At 68.7% G+C, this 19033-nt stretch carries 19 protein-coding genes; 10 read left to right on the top strand and 9 right to left on the bottom strand.

Annotated features, from left to right (window positions below; genetic code table 11):
* The first annotated feature begins 48 nt into the window (after positions 1-48).
* The 6 genes from NNI01S_RS08475 to NNI01S_RS08450 all read left to right on the top strand — a co-directional run bounded on the left by NNI01S_RS08475 (position 49) and on the right by NNI01S_RS08450 (position 7954).
* The gene (locus NNI01S_RS08475; protein ID WP_157114657.1) at positions 49-1347 is read left to right on the top strand and encodes a hypothetical protein; all 1299 of its coding nucleotides are present in this window, start codon (positions 49-51) and stop codon (positions 1345-1347) included.
* A gap of 11 nt (positions 1348-1358) precedes the next feature.
* On the top strand, positions 1359-2624 hold the full coding sequence (locus tag NNI01S_RS08470) for a Wzz/FepE/Etk N-terminal domain-containing protein (protein ID WP_063019216.1): 1266 nt from the start codon (positions 1359-1361) through the stop codon (positions 2622-2624).
* Positions 2621-3979 (top strand): glycosyl hydrolase family 28-related protein, encoded by a 1359-nt coding sequence (locus NNI01S_RS08465; protein WP_063019215.1) that lies wholly within the window; start codon positions 2621-2623, stop codon positions 3977-3979. The genes NNI01S_RS08470 and NNI01S_RS08465 overlap by 4 nt, the downstream gene beginning before the upstream one ends.
* Positions 3976-5310 carry a GNAT family N-acetyltransferase gene (locus tag NNI01S_RS08460; RefSeq protein WP_063019214.1) on the top strand — a complete coding sequence of 445 codons (1335 nt, stop codon included), beginning with the start codon at positions 3976-3978 and terminating at the stop codon, positions 5308-5310. Before NNI01S_RS08465 ends, NNI01S_RS08460 begins: the two co-directional genes overlap by 4 nt.
* A 185-nt stretch (positions 5311-5495) precedes the next feature.
* The gene (locus NNI01S_RS08455) at positions 5496-6863 is read left to right on the top strand and encodes a glutamate-1-semialdehyde 2,1-aminomutase (RefSeq protein WP_063019213.1); all 1368 of its coding nucleotides are present in this window, start codon (positions 5496-5498) and stop codon (positions 6861-6863) included.
* Positions 6860-7954 carry a glycosyltransferase gene (locus NNI01S_RS08450; RefSeq protein ID WP_063019212.1) on the top strand — a complete coding sequence of 365 codons (1095 nt, stop codon included), beginning with the start codon at positions 6860-6862 and terminating at the stop codon, positions 7952-7954. Before NNI01S_RS08455 ends, NNI01S_RS08450 begins: the two co-directional genes overlap by 4 nt.
* Before the next feature lie 377 nt (positions 7955-8331).
* On the opposite strand, the gene NNI01S_RS08445 is transcribed toward NNI01S_RS08450, so the two are convergent.
* Both NNI01S_RS08445 and NNI01S_RS08440 read right to left on the bottom strand, forming a co-directional pair.
* Entirely contained in the window at positions 8332-8538 is a 207-nt protein-coding gene (locus NNI01S_RS08445) for a DUF397 domain-containing protein (protein WP_063019210.1), read from the bottom strand.
* Positions 8535-9494 (bottom strand): helix-turn-helix domain-containing protein, encoded by a 960-nt coding sequence (locus NNI01S_RS08440; RefSeq protein WP_245676030.1) that lies wholly within the window; start codon positions 9492-9494, stop codon positions 8535-8537. Before NNI01S_RS08440 ends, NNI01S_RS08445 begins: the two co-directional genes overlap by 4 nt.
* A gap of 372 nt (positions 9495-9866) precedes the next feature.
* On the opposite strand from NNI01S_RS08440, the gene NNI01S_RS08435 reads away from it, so the two are divergent.
* Together NNI01S_RS08435 and NNI01S_RS34375 are read left to right on the top strand one after the other, a co-directional pair.
* Positions 9867-10229 carry a hypothetical protein gene (locus NNI01S_RS08435; RefSeq protein ID WP_245676029.1) on the top strand — a complete coding sequence of 121 codons (363 nt, stop codon included), beginning with the start codon at positions 9867-9869 and terminating at the stop codon, positions 10227-10229.
* Positions 10219-10494 (top strand): hypothetical protein, encoded by a 276-nt coding sequence (locus tag NNI01S_RS34375; protein ID WP_157114656.1) that lies wholly within the window; start codon positions 10219-10221, stop codon positions 10492-10494. The genes NNI01S_RS08435 and NNI01S_RS34375 overlap by 11 nt, the downstream gene beginning before the upstream one ends.
* Before the next feature lie 321 nt (positions 10495-10815).
* Here the strand turns inward: NNI01S_RS34375 and NNI01S_RS08430 are convergent, their stop codons facing one another.
* Entirely contained in the window at positions 10816-11643 is an 828-nt protein-coding gene (locus tag NNI01S_RS08430) for an AraC family transcriptional regulator (RefSeq protein WP_169812941.1), read from the bottom strand.
* Between the two features lie 85 nt (positions 11644-11728).
* On the opposite strand from NNI01S_RS08430, the gene NNI01S_RS08425 reads away from it, so the two are divergent.
* Together NNI01S_RS08425 and NNI01S_RS08420 are read left to right on the top strand one after the other, a co-directional pair.
* A complete protein-coding gene (locus NNI01S_RS08425) occupies positions 11729-12592 on the top strand; it encodes an NAD(P)H-binding protein (RefSeq protein ID WP_063019458.1) in 864 nt (287 codons plus the stop codon).
* Positions 12593-12696: 104 nt separating this feature from the next.
* The gene (locus tag NNI01S_RS08420) at positions 12697-13041 is read left to right on the top strand and encodes a hypothetical protein (protein ID WP_157114654.1); all 345 of its coding nucleotides are present in this window, start codon (positions 12697-12699) and stop codon (positions 13039-13041) included.
* 249 nt (positions 13042-13290) lie between these two features.
* On the opposite strand, the gene NNI01S_RS08415 is transcribed toward NNI01S_RS08420, so the two are convergent.
* The 6 genes from NNI01S_RS08415 to NNI01S_RS08395 form a co-directional block, all read right to left on the bottom strand.
* On the bottom strand, positions 13291-14382 hold the full coding sequence (locus NNI01S_RS08415) for a threonine aldolase family protein (RefSeq protein WP_063019193.1): 1092 nt from the start codon (positions 14380-14382) through the stop codon (positions 13291-13293).
* The gene (locus NNI01S_RS33320) at positions 14379-14549 is read right to left on the bottom strand and encodes an ectoine synthase (protein WP_084488638.1); all 171 of its coding nucleotides are present in this window, start codon (positions 14547-14549) and stop codon (positions 14379-14381) included. Before NNI01S_RS33320 ends, NNI01S_RS08415 begins: the two co-directional genes overlap by 4 nt.
* A 108-nt stretch (positions 14550-14657) precedes the next feature.
* Positions 14658-16904, bottom strand: coding sequence for a heavy metal translocating P-type ATPase (locus NNI01S_RS08410; protein WP_063019191.1), 2247 nt, complete (start codon positions 16902-16904; stop codon positions 14658-14660).
* 36 nt (positions 16905-16940) lie between these two features.
* Positions 16941-17891 carry a DUF8832 domain-containing protein gene (locus tag NNI01S_RS08405; RefSeq protein ID WP_063019189.1) on the bottom strand — a complete coding sequence of 317 codons (951 nt, stop codon included), beginning with the start codon at positions 17889-17891 and terminating at the stop codon, positions 16941-16943.
* A 15-nt stretch (positions 17892-17906) separates the two neighbouring features.
* The gene (locus NNI01S_RS08400; RefSeq protein WP_063019187.1) at positions 17907-18113 is read right to left on the bottom strand and encodes a heavy-metal-associated domain-containing protein; all 207 of its coding nucleotides are present in this window, start codon (positions 18111-18113) and stop codon (positions 17907-17909) included.
* Between the two features lie 133 nt (positions 18114-18246).
* Positions 18247-18993, bottom strand: coding sequence for a carboxymuconolactone decarboxylase family protein (locus NNI01S_RS08395; RefSeq protein WP_063019456.1), 747 nt, complete (start codon positions 18991-18993; stop codon positions 18247-18249).
* Positions 18994-19033: the final 40 nt, after the last annotated feature.

The raw sequence follows: 19033 nt of genomic DNA, 5'->3' as shown, positions 1-19033 counted from the left end.
GCCTACACCGATGTAGCCGCCGTCGCGGCCGCACTGATCACGGTCGCCGTGGCCGCACTGTGGGTTCCGGGCATCGCCCGCGTGTTCTTCATCGCGCAGGCCCTTTTCTGGTCGCTGTCCTACGTGGCGCGGCCGCTGGTGCTGCTCGGGGTGCAGCCGGACCCGCATTACGGCGACAACATCTCCGACCCCCGGCTGGCTGGTCTGGGGTACGACCGCGGCATCGGTCTGGTGCTCGACCACGTCGTGTTCGGCTTGTGGTGTTACGCGCTGCTGGTGATCGGTTACGCGCTCTGGCGGCGTCGGCACCCGCCTCGCTCCGTCCCGGCCGCGGTCGCGGATCCCGACGTGATGCCGACTCTGCTGGCGCTCTACGCGCTCGGGCTTCTGGGGCGGGCGGCCTCTGTGGCCACCGGATCGCTGGGCGCTGCCGGTGAGGTGAGCAGCGGCAATCCCCTGCTCAGTTTTGTCGCCACGTTCGCCGGGATCGCGGCGCTCGGGATGATCGTCTTCCTCCGGCCCGCCCGGCCGCAGACCACGGCGCTGGTGCTCGGCGCGCTCTTCGCGGGCGAACTGTACTGGTCGTCGGCCGTGCAGTCCAAGACACCGATCCTCGCCGCCGCACTCGCGCTGGCCGTACGGTTCTCGATGCTCGGCTGGAACCGGCGCACCACGATCGGTGTGGCACTGATCGGCGTGCTCGGCGTCGCCGGATTCGGCTGGCTGCAGTCGTTCAAGAACTCCGGCACGGCCGCGCTCGACGCCACCCTCGTCGACTCCCGCTACCCGGCGGACGTCCGGCCGTTCCTGAGTATGCTGCGGCGCTTCGACCTACTCGAAGCCGCCACCGATGCCTACTTCGTCGGCCCACGCGGCTGGTTGTCCCCCGGCGAAGTACTGCACCACGCGAGCCTCAGCCTGATCCCGGCGCAGGTGCTCGGCGCCGAGAAGCTCCAATCCGGCACGGCTTGGGCGAACGACGTGCGTGGCGCGTCGGTGGATATGAGCACCGTGTCGGTGTCCTTGGCGGAGGGCAACGTCAACGAAGGCTATGTGCTCGGCGGCGAGGCGGGCGTGGTCGTCGCCGTCGTGTTCACCTTCGTGCTGCTGCTCGCCTGGGAGCGATCGCTGTATTCGCGGTACTTCCCCGTCCTGGTGCTGGGCCTGGCGATCACCGGCGCCTCCACCCTGTTCGAACGCGGCATCCTCGGCAGCTTCGAGAATCTCGGCAAATTCGCGCAGTCGGCCGTGCTCGCCTGGTTCGTCCATCTGATCGTCACGGAATTCCGCCGCCGCCCGCCGCCGCTCCCGGCACCGGCGCACGCTTCAGCAGTTACGAAGACATGAGGTCGCAGTCCATGGGTTTGATCGATATCTGGCACATCGTTCGGCGGCGGTGGGTGCTGATCGCCGCGATCGCGCTGACCGTCACGGTGGCCGGCGTCTGGTACGCCTCCTCCCGCGCCGTGACATACGTCGCCAGCAGCACCATGTACGTCTCGATGGCCACCGGTACCTCGGTCAACGACTCCTACCAGGGCGGCCTGGCGGCCCAGCAGCGCGTGCGGTCCTATCTCGAACTGGCCACCAGCGCCGCGGTCGCCGAGCGGGTCGTCCACGATCAAGGGCTGACGGAATCGCCGGACGAGTTCCGCGGCCGGATCACCGCCTCGTCGCCGCCCGCCAGCACGATCCTGGAAATCGCGGTCTCCGCGCCCACCGCGCAGCGGGCGCGTGATCTCACCGACGCCACGGTCGCCCAGTTCCGTGCTCTGGTCGACAGTCTCGAATCCATCGAAACAGGCGCTGCTCCCGCCGCTCGCGTCTCGGTCGTCGACCGTGCCCGGCTACCGGCCGCTCCGTCAGGCCCCGGCACGAGCCGGTTCGTCGCCATGGGCTTGTTCGGTGGACTGCTGCTCGGCTTCGCGGCCGCATTTCTGCGTGAACGCACCGACCGTCGTATTCGCACCAGTAGCAACCTCGCCGAGGTCGCGCCGGTCCCGGTGGTCGCCGCCTTCGACCACGGAGAATCCACCTCCGAGGCGGCCCGACGACTGCGCAATCACCTGCGGGGCGCCCAGATCATCGAATGCACCAGCCTCACCGACCGATCGCAATCAAAGGTGGCGAACACCCTGGCGCTGGCCTTCGCCGATGCCGGTCATCCGGTGATCCTCGTCGACGCCGACACCTCCGGCGGCGGAAGTTCCGGTGCCATGCCAGGTCCGGGCCTGACGACACTGCTGCGCGGCGGCGTACCACTGGATCGGGCGATCACCGACGACTGGGGCGGGACCGGGGTCGCGGTGCTGCCGATCGGGCACATCGAGCCGGACACCTCCGACCTGATCGCCTCGGAGCACTTCGCTCATCTCATCGCCGATCTGCGCGAGCGTTACTACCGCGTGGTCATCGAGACCGCGCCGGTCGGCTCCGCCGCCGACGCGGTCGCCGTGGCGCCCTTATCCGATGCCGTCCTCGGCGTCGCCGATCTCGGCAGCCTCACCGAACCACAGTTGCGTGCCGCCCTCACCGCGTTCGGCACGGCCGGGCTGACCGGTATGGTCAGCCACCGCACACCCGGTTCGGCGGTGGACCGGCTGGTGGAAAGGTTGAAAGTATGAGCGACGACTTTCTCCGGCGGCGCCGTTTGCTCGCCGCGACTCTGGGTGCGGCGGCCGCGATTCCGCTCACCGCCGCCTGCGGCACAGCCGAGCCGGACGACCCGCAGTTCCGGTCGCCCACCACCGATGCGCCCCGAGCGCGCAACATCCGGGATTTCGGAGCCGTCGGAGACGGAATCGCCGACGACACCAAGGCATTGGCCGCAGCCGTGGCCGCGGATCCGATCGGGCCGCTGGTGCTCTACCTGCCCGCCGGGCACTACCGGGTCGAGTCGATGCCCGATCTGCCGGACTATGCCACGATTCTCGGCGACGGCGCCGACGTCACCACTATCGTCTACGCGGGCAACGGCACTCTGGTGCGGCTGCGCAAGCGCAGCCGAATCCGTTTCGCCAGGCTGGGGATCTTCACCACAGGTCCCGGCTCGACCGCGGTCGAGCTGTCGGAATGCTTCCGCTGCTCCTTCGACGCGGTGGTACTGCGCGGCAACCACCTCAGCGACAACCATCCGCAGTACCTGACCCAGCGCGGCGTCGTGTTGCGCGACAACACCGGCGGCACCGCCTTCATCAACTGCGATATCAACAACTTCGGGATCGGACTGACCACATCCTGTATCCAGAACTACGTCACCTCCTCGAAGTTCACCAGCAATCACACCGGCGTCCTCGGCACCGGCAACGACCACAACGCCGGGCTGGCACTCACCAACGTCGAATTCGTCTCCGACCAGAATCCGCTCACCACCGACCGCCACCTGCGGGTCGACGGCGCCGCCAACGACTGGTGGCTGACCAACGTGTGGTTCGAAGGAGCCGAGGTCGCCCTGTCGGTCGGTGCGAACGGGCGCGGCGGACCAGCGCAGTTCGGCATGGTCAACGCGAAGGTCGCGGCCCGTTCGGTCGGGATCGAACTGAACTACTGCCGACAGCCGTATCTGGCGAACGTGATCTTCGACGCGGAGTCGCGGCCGCCGGGCATCCCGGTGCGCGTGGATCCCGTCGGCTGTCCGGAAGGCACCGCGGTCGGATTGATCTCCGGGATCACCGACGACATTCCCGTCGAGACGTTTCCGACCGGCTGGAACGTCATCGGCCGCAAGGGCATGCGCACGCCGCGCTTCACCGGCACCGTGGTGTCCCAAGCGGGGCCGCACGGCGCGGACGTGTTCCAGGCACAGAGCGGCGACGGCGCCGTCCGCGCCGCGGTGACCGCCGACGGAACCTGGGTCTGCGAGCACGCCGACAACGGTCCCGTGCTCAAGGCGCCCGACGGCGGATACTGGCGGCTTACCGTCTCCGACGACGGGAAGCTGAGCACGGTAGCGCTCGGCAGGAAGCGTCCCGGCGGATGACCCGACGACGGCACCGCCGCATCGAAGCGCAGCCTGCCATCACCGGTCCCGTCGGTACGGCGGTGCGGTTGCGGCCGCCGCGCTTCGACGATTTCGCGGAGTGGCGGCGGATCCGGCTCCGTGACCGCGCGATCATCGAGCCCTACTGGGTCAGCTCGGAACAGGACTGGCCCGCCCGCCACACCGCCCGCCACTGGGTGCGGGAATGCCTCGACAACCGGGCCGACGCCCGCGCCGGGCGACGGATGAGCATGGTCATCGAGGTGGCCGGTCGGTTCGCCGGACAGGTCGAACTGGCCTCGATCGACGCGGCGGCAGGCAGCGCCGAGCTCGGCATCTGGATCGGCTCCGCCGTCGCGGGCGGCGGCATCGGCGCCCTCGTCCTGACCATGATGACGGTCTTCGGATTCGACAGCCTCGGTCTCATGCGAATCAGCGCACCGATCGCGCCCGGCAACATCGCCGCGGCCAAGATCGCGGCCGCGGCGGGCCTGCGATACGAAGCCCGGATGCGCGCCTATTTCGATGCCGGTGGCGCACGCCGCGACCACGAGCTGTGGGCGGTGACCCGCGCCGATCGGCCCGACCACGGGTTCACCTCCGACTATGTGGCCCGGCAACGCCTCCACCCGACGACGACGCGACTGCCCGCCGCCTCTGCCGACCCGCACGGGCCGCCCCCCATGAGCATCGCGGTTGCGCATCTGCGGTACCAGCTATCCCGATTGCGGCGGGTGTTCCGGTGGCTGCGCGGCAGCGCCGCCATCGCGGTCACCGACTCCGATGACCGCGGCGGTGTGCTGGTGCGATCACGCCGTGTCTCCGACTTCCGGCAGCGCCGCGCGGCCCGTATCCGCAACCGTGCGACGCTGGCACGTGATCCGCACATATCACCCGCCGCCTGGCTGCGCCGGCATTCCGTGCGCCACTGGCTGGCCGAACTCGCCGAAGCGAGAACGGGTTTGCGTTCCCGGCCAGGGCTGACGCTGACGATCCTGGACGATGGCCGCTTCGTCGGTGAAGCCCGGCTGCACGGGCTGGACATGTTCGATCGCAACATCCGGCTGAGCATCTGGACCGATGCCTCGGCCCGCCCGGAACTCCGGGCACGCGTGCTCCGCCTGCTGGTGCACCATGCGACCGAACGGCTCGGGATCCTCCGCATAGCCACCGCGATCCCGGTATCCGACGCGGCCGCGGCGGCCGCGGCCGCCGCGGCCGGGTTCGCCGAGGAGGGGCGGATGCGCGGGCACCTCGATGTCTTCGGCCCCCGCGGCGATCACGACCTTTGGGCGTACAGTCATCCGGCCGGCACGGCTGCCCCCGGATGACGTGCCGACCCGTCGAGGGCCGAGTCCGTGAGTTCGGCGACCGGGTGCGCCCCGACGCACGACCACAACGCCTCCGGCCGGTCCCGCGACCCGCTCGGCGCCGGAGCGTAGCCCGGTCCGACACTTCCGCTCTGCTATCCCGGCTTCCCGCCGGTATCCCGCCCGCACCGCACACGGAGCACCAGATGAATCTGCACGCCGACGTCCCACCGCACCACGGGTTCGCCCGAAGCAATGTGCTGCAACGTCGGCTGCACGAGCTGGTGCCCGGCGGCGCTCACACCTACGCCCGCGGAGCCGACCAGTATCCCGAGCAGATGGCGCCGATATTGGTGCGCGGCAGAGGATGCCGCGTGTGGGACGCTGATGGCAACCAGTACGTCGAATACGGAATGGGTTTACGTTCGGTCACCCTCGGCCATGGCTACGCACCGGTTCTCGATGCCGTGACGACCACGATCGCCGACGGAGTGAACTTCAGCAGGCCGACCGAGCTGGAATTGCTCGCCGCCGAGGACTTCCTGGACCTCGTTCCCGGTGCGGACATGGTCAAGTTCGCCAAGAACGGCTCCGATGCCACCACCGCCGCCGTCCGGCTGGCCCGGGCCGTGACCGGCCGCGAGCGGATCGCCGTCTGCGAGCAGCCGTTCTTCTCGGTCGACGACTGGTTCATCGCGACGACACCGATGTCGGCGGGCATCCCCGATCATGTCGGCGCCGATACCGTCCGGTTCCCCTTCAACGACGTCGACGCTCTCGCCGCGGTCCTGGCGGGCGACAGCGTGGCCGCGGTCGTCATGGAGGCGGCCACCGCAACGGCGGAACCCGAGCCCGGCTACCTCCAAGCGGTACGCGCGCTGTGCGATCGGCACGACACCTTGCTGGTGTTCGACGAGATGATCACCGGATTCCGCTGGGCCGCCGGCGGCGCGCAGTCCGTCTACGGCGTGACTCCCGACCTGTCCTGCTGGGGCAAGGCCATGGGTAACGGATTCCCCATCTCGGCCCTCGCCGGACGACGTGAGTATCTGGAGCTGGGCGGCCTGCGCACCGGTGCCGACCGCGTATTCCTGCTGTCCACCACGCACGGCCCGGAAACCAGCGGGCTCGCGGCCTTCCGCGCGGTCGCCGCGGCTTACCGGACCGGCGATCCGATCTCCCGCATGGAAACGGCGGGCGCCGCACTGGCGACCGGATTCGCCTCGCTAGCAGACGAACTGGGCATCGGTGACCACCTCCGGGCCCGCGGTCGCTCCTCCTGCCTCATCTTCGAAACCCTCGATTCCCACGGAAAACCCAGCCAGGCATTCCGCACCTTGTTCCTGCAAGAACTGCTCCAACGCGGAGTGCTCGGGCAATCCTTCGTCACCTCGGCGGCACACGACCACGACGCGATCGCCGCCACCCTGGCGGCCTGCGCGGAGGCGGCACAGGTGTACCGCACCGCCCTCGAACGCGGCACCGTCGACGGACTGCTGCGCGGACGACCGGTAGCTCCCGCCCTTCGCCGCACCGCAGCACCGCGACAGATCGAAACGAGCGCATCCCGATGACCGCACCCCGCATCGCCATCGTCCACGAACGGTTCACCGAATTCGGCGGGTCCGAAGCCGTGGTTGGCGAGTTCGCCCGCACCTGGCCCGGCGCGGACATCTACGCGCCGATTGCCATGCCGAGCGGAATCCGGCCGCCCGTCCAGCACGTCCACGACAGCTGGCTATCCCGCGCCCACATACTGACCCGCGGTCGGCACGCCCCTCTGCTGCCGCTCGTCCCCCGTTCCCTGCGACGTATGCCGTTGCGGGGCTATGACGCGGTGGTCGTCAGCCACCACTCATTCGCCACCCAGGCCGCACTGGCCACCGACGCGCCCGTGATCGCCTACGTGCACAGCCCTGCCCGATGGGCCTGGGATCGAGAGTTCCGTATCCGCGAAGCCGGTGGACAGGCCGGCCAGATCGCTCTCGGCGCCCTGGGCGCACTGGCCCGCCACGCCGAGCTGCGAGCCGCGCCTCGCCTGGCCCGGGTGATCGCCAACTCGACCGCCGTCGCCGACCGGATCCGCGACTGGTGGGGCGTGCCCGCCACCGTGATCAATCCGCCCGTCGATGTCGACCGCTTCACCCCCGATCCCACACGCGCCCGCGAGGACTTCTTTCTCTACGCCGGTCGCCTCGTTCCCTACAAACGCGCCGATCTCGCCATCCGAGCCGCCCAACTCGCCGGGAAACGGCTGGTCGTGCTGGGCGACGGACGCTTCCGGGCTCAGCTCGGAGCTCTCGCCGGACCTGAGACGACTTTTCTGGGCGCCACCTCTACCGACACTCTGCGGGACATGTACCGACGATGCCAAGCCCTGCTCATGCCCGGCGTGGAAGACTTCGGCATTGTCCCGGTCGAAGCCATGGCCTGCGGTACTCCGGTGATCGCCATCGGCGCGGGCGGCGCGCTCGACACGGTAAGACCCGGCACGACAGGCGAACACATCGCTCCGGGCGCCGATCCGGACATCGTCACCCGCCTGGCCACGGCAATGGCGAACTTCGACACCGCCCACTACGACCCCCACGTCATCCGCGCCCACGCGGAAACGTTCGCACCCCCCGCATTCCGGGCACGAATGGCCGCATCCGTCGACGTGTGATCGGCCTCGTATCGAATTGCCGCCTGGTCCGGCCGCACGCCATGTCCGCGGACGCTGCACAGCCTGCTGCCGATGCGGACCGGCCCATTTGCCGACTCGCGCGGAGGCGGATGTGCTAATGGTGCCGCCGGGCAGGGACCAGTTGCCGAAGTTGGCTCGGCGCTGCATGAGAATCGCCCCGATGCTGTCGACGATCAGAGCGGAGCCACCCGGCACTAGGTTGTTCGGCCTGGGGCATGCGGATCTCGATAGTAGTCGCGGCGGTTGCCGATCTCTGTCCTCGTTCGGATGGAAGAGTGCTGAGCCGAAGCGCGTGTATCCACGCAGTGCGAGGAAGCCCGGCGGCGACGGATCACGCCACCGTACCGGACTTCAGATCACGACCCCTTAGGACCGCCGTGGAGTACGTCCGCGGTGAATGCGTCCCACGCGCCAGATGTGAACACTAGCGCTGCTTCGGCCGGGTTCTTGGAGTCCCGCACGCCGACCATGCCGCCTTCCAGGTACGCGACCTCGACGCAATCGTCCTTGCCGCCGCTGTGGCTGCTCTTGAACCAGCGTGTCCCGGATAGGTCCATGCTCATGGCGCGTACTCCTTTGCCACCTGTCGTAGCAGGCGCTTGCTTTCGGTTCGCCCCAACGCTACTCGCTGAATCTTTTGGAAGGCGTTGCGATAACGGCGCACGCTGTCCGGCCTTTCGAGATGAATACTGCCCGCGTAACTCTCGATGTACACGACAGGCGGCTCGAGCGCCTTGCCATCGCTGCTGGTACCGAAATCAAGGATCGTGAACGGCCCGGCCGTCGTACCCACTGGGTAGCCTGCCGTGTCGGGCAGCACTCTCACCGATACGTTCGGCGGCAAGTCTGCGAGGTGGCGGCACTGTCTCGCCATCACTCTGGGACCGTGGACTACTCGCCGCAGAACTCCTTGATCGATCACGAGGTCGACGTGGAGGGGAGAGACTGTGCGCAGTATGAGGTTCTGGCGCTCCCGTCGTACGCGAAGACGCCGCTCGCGCTCTTCGGGCAAATCATCAACGAAGTACACCCGGTCCAATGCCTCGGCGTACTCGCGCGTCTGGAACAAGCCGGACACGATATCCGGCCGGTAGATGGTCACCGATTCGGCCGCAGACTCCAAGCCGAGATACACCCCGAAACTAGGTGCAACCTGGTCGGTGTACTCGTCCCACCAACTCGGCTCCATTCGCTGAGCAGCGAGCGCTTTCAGCTCACTTGCCCGCTCAGGCTGTCGATAGAGCCGACACAGGTTATCGATGTCGGAATCGGAGATCTTGTTCGCGTTGCCCGTCTCGAGCCGTTGCAATGTGCCGGACCCCCGACTGATCGCCTTCGCGGCCATCAGGATCGACAGGCCGGACTCCAGGCGCATCGCACGTAAGACGCGGCCCAGTTGCCGATGTGGTACGCCCGGACTTCGCGCAATAGATGAAGACGAAACGGTGTTGCGCTGCGAATTCCCCCTGGTGAGCGGCTTGACCACGGCTGCTGTCCCCTTCTGGTAGATGGCAAGCACTGCATTTGTGGGTGGCCCCACCCCCGAGCTATGGATGACGCTGCTGCGGCGCCACGGGTGCCACCGAACAGCAAGTATGGGTGGTCACCTGGGGAAACGAGACAGTTTTCGCGAATCACTCATTGGATCACCCATGCGTGGCGGGGGACTGCTGTGCTGCGCGCGTGCTCTGGAGGGTCGGCTGCTTTCGTGGGTCGGCGGAACCGGGCGCTCGTCAACCGTCTTTCTGTTGCGAGAGGGGAACAGATGGAAACGCATGGAGATACACCGTTGTCGCGGTGCCTGTTCTACCGGCGCGAGTGCGGCCTCCCCGCTGTGGTCGATCCGCCGGAACTCGGGCGAATAGTCATGCGCGCGGGATCGGTGGGGGCGATGACGATGCCAACTCGCCTCGGGCAGGCGGTGAAATCGCACATGCAGAGCGGAGGTGTCGCACTCGGGCCGATCGTGGGGCATCCGCGTTCGGGGCGGTGGACCTTTCTCACGCAGCCTGATCTGCCCGATGACGTGCGGTTGTTCGCCGAGTTGTTCCGGCTGGACGTGGCGGTCGCGCGGTCCGGGGCGACGATCGCGCTGCCTTCGCCCACCGCTGCGGTGGGAGCGATCCGGCATTGGGTCGTGCCGCCGCGCAATGCCTTTCGCCCATCGGGTCACTTGGTGGTCGAGGCCGTTCGGGCATGGGCGGATCAGATGCCGCGTACTCGGCGCAGGTCGGGAACAACTCATGTCGGATGACGTCGCTCGCGCTCGGTGGTTCCTCCGCGTCGAGGGGTTGCGGTCCCGGCTGGCGCACGACAATCCGCAGTGGGCGGTATCCAGTCCCGCTAACGCCAGGAAGGCGCTCGCGTTGCACTACGACTGCGACTATTCATCATGCGCGACACGCGTCGCGGCGGTGATCGTCAGCCGCGAGGATTACCGGTACTTCCGCCGCATCGAATCGAACGTCGCTGAAATAGTAAGTGATCGCGCGACGCCCGCACCGGGATCAGGTGCCTGATGTGCGGCGATCCCTGCACGAACCCATCGGACGACGTCCACGTGAGCGTATTCCTGCACGGTCTTCGAATGGATTTCGCCGCATGCGTCACGGCGGCTGTGACATTCGCGCGCGAATGGCGGCACGCCCATTACCCCGACGCGGTCGAAATCCTCCCGGACGGCGCAGAGGGCTTACCCCGCCTCCCCTGCGAACGGCTGTATTGCGAGCGTGCCGCACACCGAGTCCGCGGTAGCGGGTAAGCGCACGCCCCGGGAGAGGGCGGTCGGTCAGCTGACGTTGCGAATCAATTCGACGGAAACGAAACCGATGGTGCCCCTTTCAGCGGAGACGGGTGAGCGCTCGGCATGGGGAAGGGGCCGGGATCTCACCTCGGAGGTATGAGGTGGGCGGGACGCCCATCAGGCTGCGGAAGTCGGCTGTCATATGGGACTGGTCGTAATAGCCCGTGCCGGTGGCGATATCGGCCAACGGGGTGCCGTCGGTTCGGGACAGGACCTGGCGGACTCGGTTGATGCGTGCGAAGTGTTTGGGGGAGACGCCGATGCCATGGGTGAACAGAGCTCGGAGTTGGCGTTCGCTGACCGAGAGGCGCGCGGCCAACTCGGTGACGGAGAGCGGGTGGTCGGCGGCGATGACGGCTACGGCGGTGGTGAGGAGTCTGCGGTGGGCGCGCCGGACCGGATCGTCGGGGATGCGGCGCGGCAGCTCGTTCTCCAGGTATGCCACGACCTCGTCGTGGTCGAGTTCGATCAGCTCGGCGGCCAGGTGCGCGACCGGACCGGGCAGGTCGTCCAGTCGCAGTACGCGATCGGTGAGGTCGGACGCCGGAACGCCGAGCAGCGCGGGGACCGCACCCGGGGCCAGCCGCAAGCGGACACAGCCCGCGGGTTTGCTCGCGCGCGAGTAGCTCGCCTTGGTCTGCGGCCCGACGACCAGCGCGACACGGTGGTCGCCGATCTCGCCGTGCTCGGTGCGCAGCACGATCGTGGTGGCGGTCTGCGGCACGTGCGCGAACGGGTCGGACAGGTCGAGCACGGTCGGGATGCGGCCGAGTTCGGCCAGCCACGGCCGCAGCGACTCCGGCGCGGCCTCGGACGTCTCGACCGACTCGGCGGTCACGACGGCCGGGAGCAACAGGGTGGTCACCGCATCCACTGTAGGCAGCCCGGTGCCCGTCAGGTGTGCCGGAATTTCCTAGAGACCTGCGCGAACGCCCGGCACGGTGATTCGCATGATCGTGATCACCGGTGCGACCGGCACCATCGGCAGTGAAATCGTCCGGCAGCTGAGCGAGCGCGAGACCGCAATCCGTGCCGTCACCCGCGACCCGGACCGGGCCCGCGTCCCCGCAGGCGTCGAAGTGGTGCGTGGCGACTACACCGACCTCGCGTCCATGGCGAAGGCGATGGCCGGTGCGGAGGCCGCGTTCATCGTCGGCGTGCTGGGCCCGGAGTACGTGGAGCTCGACCGTGCGCTGATCACCACGGCACGGGACGCCGGGGTCGGCCGCATCGTCAAACTTTCCGCCATCGGCACCGGCGACAGCGGACTCGGCCGCGTCGGCACCTGGCATCTGCCGGGTGAGCAGGCCACGCGCGAGAGCGGTGTCGACTGGACCATCCTGCGTCCCAGCTCCTTTGCCTCCAACACCCTGAGCTGGGCCGCCGCGATCCGGGCCGGACAGCCGGTGCCGAATATGACCGGCGACGCCGCACAGGGTGTCGTCGATCCCCGTGACGTCGCCGGAGTCGCCGTCGAGGCGCTGATCTCCGCCGACCACGCGGGCCGCGTGTACACCCTCACCGGCCCGGAATTGCTTACCACGCGCGACCTGGCCGCGACTTTGGCCACCGTCACCGGCCGCCCGGTGGATGTGACCGATATTCCCGAAACCGAAGCGCGCGCATATATGCTCGCGTCCGGAATGTCCGTCGAATTCGCCGAAGGTGCGCTGGCGGGGCAGGCGTATGTGCGTGCTGGGCACAATGCGATCGTCACCGCCGACGTTATCGAAATTCTCGGCCGTGTACGAACTTTCGCCGAATGGGCCGCCGATCACGCGAATACGTTCGCGGCCGTCGGCAGCACACCGTAAGCTGAGTGTGATCAGCGCCACATCGAATTGCCGAACGATGCCCGCTCGGCAAAGGTGACATGACCGGCTGAACAGCTGGTGTGCTTACACGAAAAGGAAATTCGATGCGTCAACGGGTCATGACGGTCTTGGTAGCGGTTGTGGCAGGCGGGTCTGCCGCCGCGTTCGGTGGGGCGAGCGCGTCCGCCGTGGCGGTAAACCCTTTCCCGGGCGGCACGGAGGTCTACTTCGACAACAATGAATCCGCGGCGATCGCGAACCTGAATCTCGGACCGGCGCTGAGCCAGGTGGCCGTCGCTTGGTCGCCGGGCGCGAAAGCGCTGCTCGGCGAGGGGATCACCGAGCATGCCCGGTGGGCGGGAGAATCCCCGACCGGTGGAGTGTCGATCGAGGTCTACGGGTCGTTCCTCCAGCCCTCGCTGGTCACGGTCACCACCCTGCGCGGCTGAGCTCTATCCGTTTCGGATTCGGTGTGCCAGGGGTATGCTCGCCCATGGCGTTATGCGCATGCATTGCCGGAATTCGCTGTGCTCGAGCGTAGGGCTCGGCCGGCGGCGGCGAGCAAGCACGCGGCGAGGCATCTGGTCACCGGATGCCGCGCGAGCCGCGCCGCGCCTTCGGTGATTGCCGACATGGAGACCTCCTGGCGGATGCCCGGACGGGACGACACTACGTGTGCCGTCCCGTCCGGTGTTTTGTCATCGTTCTGAGTGAGCCGGTCGCTGAGCGGCCATTTCCTGGGCGATTGCCGTTGCGAAGGCGTCCACATCGGCCTCCGTGGTGTCGAACGAGCACATCCAGCGGACCTCGCCGGTGCGCTCATCCCAGATGTAGAAGCGGAACCGCTTCCGCAGTCGCTCGGTGACCTCCCGGGGCAGTACCGCGAAGACGGCGTTCGCCTGGACCGGCCGCACGATCTCGACTCCGGGCACCCGGGCGACGGCCGTTGCCAGCCGGGCCGCCATCGCGTTGGCGTGCCGGGCGTTGCGCAGCCACAGATCCCCCTCCAGCAGGGCGACGAACTGCGCCGACACGTACCGCATCTTGGAGGCCAGCTGGAGCGCGGCCTTGCGCAGGTACGGCATGCCGCGCACCGCGTCGGGCTCGAGCACCACGATCGCCTCGCCGAACATGAGACCGTTCTTGGTGCCGCCGAACGACAGCACGTCCACCCCGGCGTCGGTGGTGAACGCGTGGGGCGGCAGGCCGAGCGCCGCCGCCGCGTTGGCCAGCCGGGCGCCGTCCACGTGCAGCAGCATGTCGCGCTCGTGCGCCAGCGCGCCGATCGCCGCGATCTCTTCGGGCGTGTAGAGGGTGCCGAGCTCGGTGCTCTGGGTGAGGGAGACGACCTTGGGCTGGGCGTGGTGCTCGTCGCCGAAACCCCACGCGTACCGGTCGAGCAGCTCCGGCGTCAACTTGCCGTCCCGGGTGGGTACCGGGATCACCTTGAGCCCGGCCACTTTCTCGGGTGCGCCGCACTCGTCCAAGTTGATGTGCGCGGACTCCGGACAGATGACGGCGCTCCACCGGTCGCACATGGCCTGCAGCCCGACCACGTTCGCGCCGCTGCCGTTGAAGACCGGATAGACCTCGGCGCGTTCGCCGAAATAGTCCTTGATCAGCTCGCGCAGCCGGGCGGTGTGGAGGTCAGCGCCGTAGGCGGGTTGGTGACCCACATTGGCGGCGGTCAGCGCCGCCATGATGTCCGGGTGCACGGAGGCGTTGTTGTCGCTGGCGAATCCGCGGAGCGGCTCACCTTCGTGGTCGGGCTCGGGAGCGCTGTCGCTCACTGGTCCTCCTCGGTGGACATCTCGAGCTCGGCGCCCGCGTCGACCACGGTGTCGTTCACGGAGAAGCCGGCCCTCTCCCGGGCGAGCACCAGGCGACGGCTGTTCCACCCGGGGCCCCGCACTTCGCGCTCGGTGCCGATGATCTCTTGCAGTGAACGGACGATCATGGTTTCCTTCGTTCGTGCTGGGCCGGTGGCCCCGGAGCAGAGTGTGGCGAGAGGTTCGCCGCTGACGCACGGATGGGACGACACTGCGCGTGCCGTCCCATCCGGTGTTCAGTTCGCCGTCGAGCGGAAACCGCGCAACCGCAGGCTGTTGCTCACCACGAAGACCGAGGAGAACGCCATCGCGGCGCCCGCGAGCATCGGATTCAGCAGGCCCGCCATGGCCAGCGGGATCGCGGCCACGTTGTAGGCGAAGGCCCAGAACAGGTTGCCCTTGATGGTCGCGAGGGTGCGGCGCGACAGCCGGATCGCGTCCGCCGCCGCCCGCAGATCGCCACGGACCAAGGTCAGATCGCCTGCCTCGATGGCCACGTCGGTGCCGGTGCCCATGGCCAGGCCCAGATCGGCCTGGGCCAGCGCCGCGGCGTCGTTCACGCCGTCGCCCACCATCGCGACCACTTTGCCCTCGGCTTGTAACCGCTTGACCGTGTCGACCTTGTCCTGTGGCAGCACTTCCGCGATCACCTCGTCGATGCCGACCTGCGCGGCGATCGCCTCGGCGGCGGCCCGGTTGTCGCCGGTCAGCATGATCGGGGTGAGCCCGAGGGAGCGCAGCTGGGAAATCGCCTCGGCGGAGGTCGACTTCACCGCGTCGGCCACCACGAGCACGGCGCGGGCCGCGCCGTCCCAGCCCACCGCGACAGCGGTCTTGCCCTCGGCTTCGGCCGCGCGCATCGCCTCGGTCAAGGTTTCGTCGAGGTGCTGTGACCAGTCGGCGAGCAGCCGGGCCCGCCCGACCAGCACCGCGTGACCGTCCACCATGCCCTGCACGCCCAGACCTTCGACATTCGCGAAATCCTCGACCGGCTTCAACGCGCCCACCCGCTCGCGGGCTCCCTTGGCGATGGCTTGGGCGATCGGGTGTTCGGAGGAATCCTCCAGTGCTCCGGCCAGTTCCAGAATCCGCGAAACTTCCTCGCCCTCGGCGGGAATCACCTCGAGCAACGTCATCTTGCCCGCGGTGACCGTGCCGGTCTTGTCCAGCACGACCGTGTCCACCCGCCGGGTCGACTCCAGCACTTCCGGGCCCTTGATCAGGATGCCCAGCTGCGCGCCGCGCCCCGTGCCGACCATCAGCGCGGTCGGCGTGGCCAGTCCGAGTGCGCACGGGCAGGCGATGATCAGCACCGCCACCGCCGCGGTGAACGCCGCGGCCACCGAACCGCCGGTGCCGAGCCAGAATCCGAGCGTCGCGACCGACAGCGCGATCACGATCGGCACGAAGAACCCGGAGATCCGGTCGGCCAGCCGCTGAGCCTGCGCCTTGCCGGTCTGCGCGTCTTCGACCAGCTTCGCCATCTGCGCCAGCTGGGTGTCGGAACCGATTCTGGTGGCACGCACCACGATCCGTCCGCCGACGTTGACGGTGGCGCCGACCACCACGTCGTCCGGGCCCACCTCCACCGGCACCGATTCACCGGTGAGCATCGAGGCGTCGACGGCGGAGGAACCTTCGGTCACGATGCCGTCGGTGGCGATCTTCTCGCCGGGCCGCACCACGAACCGGTCGCCGACCCGCAGCTGCTCGACCGGAATACGCTGCTCGGTTCCGTCCCGCAGGACGGAGACCTCCTTGGCCCCCAGCTCGAGCAGGGCCCGCAGCGCCGCACCCGCGCGCCGCTTGGCGCGCGCCTCGAAGAATCGTCCGGCCAGGATGAACGTGGTGACGCCCGCCGCGGCCTCGAGGTAGATGCTGCCGGTGCCGTCCATCCGCGAAATGGTGAGCTCGAACGGATGCGTCATGCCCGGCGTGCCCGCGGTGCCCCAGAACAGCGCGTACAGCGACCAGCCCAGTGCGGCCAGCGTCCCCATCGACACCAGGGTGTCCATGGTCGACGCGCCGTGGCGCAGGTTGGTCCATGCCGCGCGGTGGAACGGCAGCGCACCCCACACCACCACCGGCGCGGCCAGGGTCAGCGACAGCCACTGCCAGTTGGTGAACTGCAGGGCCGGGATCATCGCCATGGCGATCACCGGCACCGACAGCACCAGCGAGACCAGCAGGCGGGTGCGCAGGGCGGCGGCGGGATCTTCCTCGGCGGCGTCCTCCCGCGGCTTCGGCGGAGTGGGCAGGGTGGCGGTGTAACCCGCCTGTTCGACGGTGGCGATCAGGTCGTCCGGCGAGACGTCACCGGTGACCTCGACCCTGGCCTTCTCGGTGGCGTAGTTCACGGTCGCGGTGACGCCGTCGAGCTTGTTCAGCTTCTTCTCGATCCGGGCGGCGCAGGACGCGCAGGTCATTCCACCGATCACGAGTTCGACCTGCCCGGAGGGCGGCGGTTGAGTCGCGGTGGTCATCGTGGTGCTCCGTTCTGTGCGCGGACGGTCGTCGGGTCAGTGCGCGTGGCCGTCCGGCGCCGGCTGCTGACCAGTGTGTTCGCTGTGGTTCGAGGCGTCTACGGCGGGGGTACCCGGCGCGACGGTCAGGGTGAATTCGGCGGTGCGGACCACGCCCTCGTGCTGGAAATCGAGGAACAGGCGGTAGTCGCCCGCGCTCGGCGCGGTGACGGCGAAGGTGATGCCCGGTCCGGCCGCGGTCACGCCGTCGCCGGGGTGGCCTTCCGGATGGACGTGCAGATAGCCCAGGTCGGCGGCGCGCAGGGCCACCAAGTGGCCGTAAGCCCCGAGGTAGGGTTGCAGATCCGTCACCGGCTTGCCCGCCCGGCTCACCGACAGGGTCACCTTCGAGGCCCGGCCCGGGACGACAGCGCCGTCCAGCGTGACCGTGTAGTCGCCGATGGTCGCGGTGGCGGCCGCCGCGGGCAACTGCTGGGGGTCGTAGCGGCCCGCCACCCGCAGGTCGGCGCCGAGTGTGAGGTTGTCGCCGCCCTCCGGGGTGAAGTCGGCGAACACCCGGTAGTCACCGGCGCGGGTGAGGTCGAGCGGGACGCTCCATGTTCCGTTGCCGTCGAGCGCCGGGTGCACGTGCTGGAAGGCGGCCATATCGCGGCGCACGACGATCAGGTGAAGGTCCTTGTCGTGGCTGCGCACGTACCGCGTTACGGGCTTTCCGTCGCGGTCGAGGATCGCGAAGCGCAGCGGTACGTTCCCCGCGGCGTTGGTCTGGTCGGTGTCCAGCCGCAGGGTGTAGCCGCGGTCGGTGGCCATCATTCCTCCAGGTAGTGCGTGGGCCTCGCGCTGCGCGAGGTCGGCGTCGTGCGCGTTCCCGTCGTGGGCGGTGGGTTCGGCGGGCTCGGGCCCGATCACCGAACCGGCCGCGAGGGCGAGCCCGAAGACGGCGGCGAGGCCGAGGGCGAAGCCGCCGAACTTGGTGGATGCGTTCATCGGAGTGCTCCGTCCTCAGTCGGCGACCGCGTAGCCCGCGCGGGCCACGGCGGCGGTGAGTTCCGCGCGCTCGATGGGGCTCGCGCTCTGGACGGTCACCAGCCCGCCGACCGGCTCGACGGCCACGGAATCGACACCGGGGAGACGGCCGATCTCGGTGCGGACCGAGGCGGCGCAGCCGCCGCAGGTCATGCCGGTGACGGTCACGGTGGTGGTGCTCATGGTCGGTGTCCTCCTGTGGTCGTCCCTGAATACGATTACTACCATACCCCCCTAGGGTATAAAGATGTCAAGTCCGGGCAGCAGAAAGCCCGGCCCTCGACATGATTCGAGGACCGGGCCGGGTGAAACGGGCTCAGTGGTAGGTCACCAGCGCGACGGCGGGCGCCGAGACCACCTGCACGTCGGCGGAGTCGGACACCTTGACGTGCAGGAACCCGCCCTCGATCGCGATCCGGACGTCATCGACGGTGCGTGTGGTCCGCCCCTCCCTGTCCTGCAGGGAGTAGCCCTCGACCAGGACGACCTTGCTCGCGGGCCGCCATTTCGCTTCCATTCCGGCACCTTTCGTCGGCGCCGCCGGCGGGAAGTCGAGTTCCGGCTCGGCGACGTGGTTGAAGTAGTTGGACAAGATGTTCAGCGCGACGTGGCCCACGATCTCGCCGAATTCGGCGTCGCTCACCCCGCGAGAGCGTGCCGAGACGAGCGTGGCGTCGCCGATCCGGCCGCGGGAGCGGAGTACGTCGCGGGCGACGCGCAGGATCGCGTCGGCGTGCGGGTCGTCGGCGCGCGCCGCGCGGGTGTCGGTGATCGCCTGCTCGGTGAAGCCCATCCGCTCGGCGCGCATGGTGTGCGCGGCGGTGCAGTAGTCGCAACCGTTCTCGTCTGCGACCAACAAGGCGAGCTGTTCACGCACGCGGGCCGAGAGCTTTCCCTTGGTGAGGGCGTCGCGCAGGTCCAGGTATCCCCGCAGGGTGGCGGGGCTGTTCGCCATGGCGGCATAGAGATTCGGGACCCGGCCCAGCTGGCGCTGCACCTCGCCGAGTAGGTCGGCTTGCTCGGCATCGGCGGAGTCGGGGGACACAAGGGGCAGGCGGGACATCGAAGCCTCCAGCTCGGACAAGACGGAACCAATTGGTTCC

This window comes from Nocardia niwae NBRC 108934 = DSM 45340 (assembly GCF_001613465.1).
GTDB classification, from domain to species: domain Bacteria; phylum Actinomycetota; class Actinomycetes; order Mycobacteriales; family Mycobacteriaceae; genus Nocardia; species Nocardia niwae.
Note: the sequence above shows the minus strand (reverse complement) of the source record. Positions and strands in the feature narration are given on the sequence as shown.

Coding starts and splice junctions, on each gene's coding strand:
- NNI01S_RS08470 (WP_063019216.1), top strand. CDS start 1,359: ATGGGTTTGATCGATATCTGGCACATCGTTCGGCGGCGGTGGGTGCTG.
- NNI01S_RS08465 (WP_063019215.1), top strand. CDS start 2,621: ATGAGCGACGACTTTCTCCGGCGGCGCCGTTTGCTCGCCGCGACTCTG.
- NNI01S_RS08460 (WP_063019214.1), top strand. CDS start 3,976: ATGACCCGACGACGGCACCGCCGCATCGAAGCGCAGCCTGCCATCACC.
- NNI01S_RS08455 (WP_063019213.1), top strand. CDS start 5,496: ATGAATCTGCACGCCGACGTCCCACCGCACCACGGGTTCGCCCGAAGC.
- NNI01S_RS08450 (WP_063019212.1), top strand. CDS start 6,860: ATGACCGCACCCCGCATCGCCATCGTCCACGAACGGTTCACCGAATTC.
- NNI01S_RS08445 (WP_063019210.1), bottom strand. CDS start 8,538: ATGAGCATGGACCTATCCGGGACACGCTGGTTCAAGAGCAGCCACAGC.
- NNI01S_RS08435 (WP_245676029.1), top strand. CDS start 9,867: ATGACGATGCCAACTCGCCTCGGGCAGGCGGTGAAATCGCACATGCAG.
- NNI01S_RS34375 (WP_157114656.1), top strand. CDS start 10,219: ATGTCGGATGACGTCGCTCGCGCTCGGTGGTTCCTCCGCGTCGAGGGG.
- NNI01S_RS08425 (WP_063019458.1), top strand. CDS start 11,729: ATGATCGTGATCACCGGTGCGACCGGCACCATCGGCAGTGAAATCGTC.
- NNI01S_RS08420 (WP_157114654.1), top strand. CDS start 12,697: ATGCGTCAACGGGTCATGACGGTCTTGGTAGCGGTTGTGGCAGGCGGG.
- NNI01S_RS33320 (WP_084488638.1), bottom strand. CDS start 14,549: ATGATCGTCCGTTCACTGCAAGAGATCATCGGCACCGAGCGCGAAGTG.
- NNI01S_RS08410 (WP_063019191.1), bottom strand. CDS start 16,904: ATGACCACCGCGACTCAACCGCCGCCCTCCGGGCAGGTCGAACTCGTG.
- NNI01S_RS08405 (WP_063019189.1), bottom strand. CDS start 17,891: ATGAACGCATCCACCAAGTTCGGCGGCTTCGCCCTCGGCCTCGCCGCC.
- NNI01S_RS08400 (WP_063019187.1), bottom strand. CDS start 18,113: ATGAGCACCACCACCGTGACCGTCACCGGCATGACCTGCGGCGGCTGC.
- NNI01S_RS08395 (WP_063019456.1), bottom strand. CDS start 18,993: ATGTCCCGCCTGCCCCTTGTGTCCCCCGACTCCGCCGATGCCGAGCAA.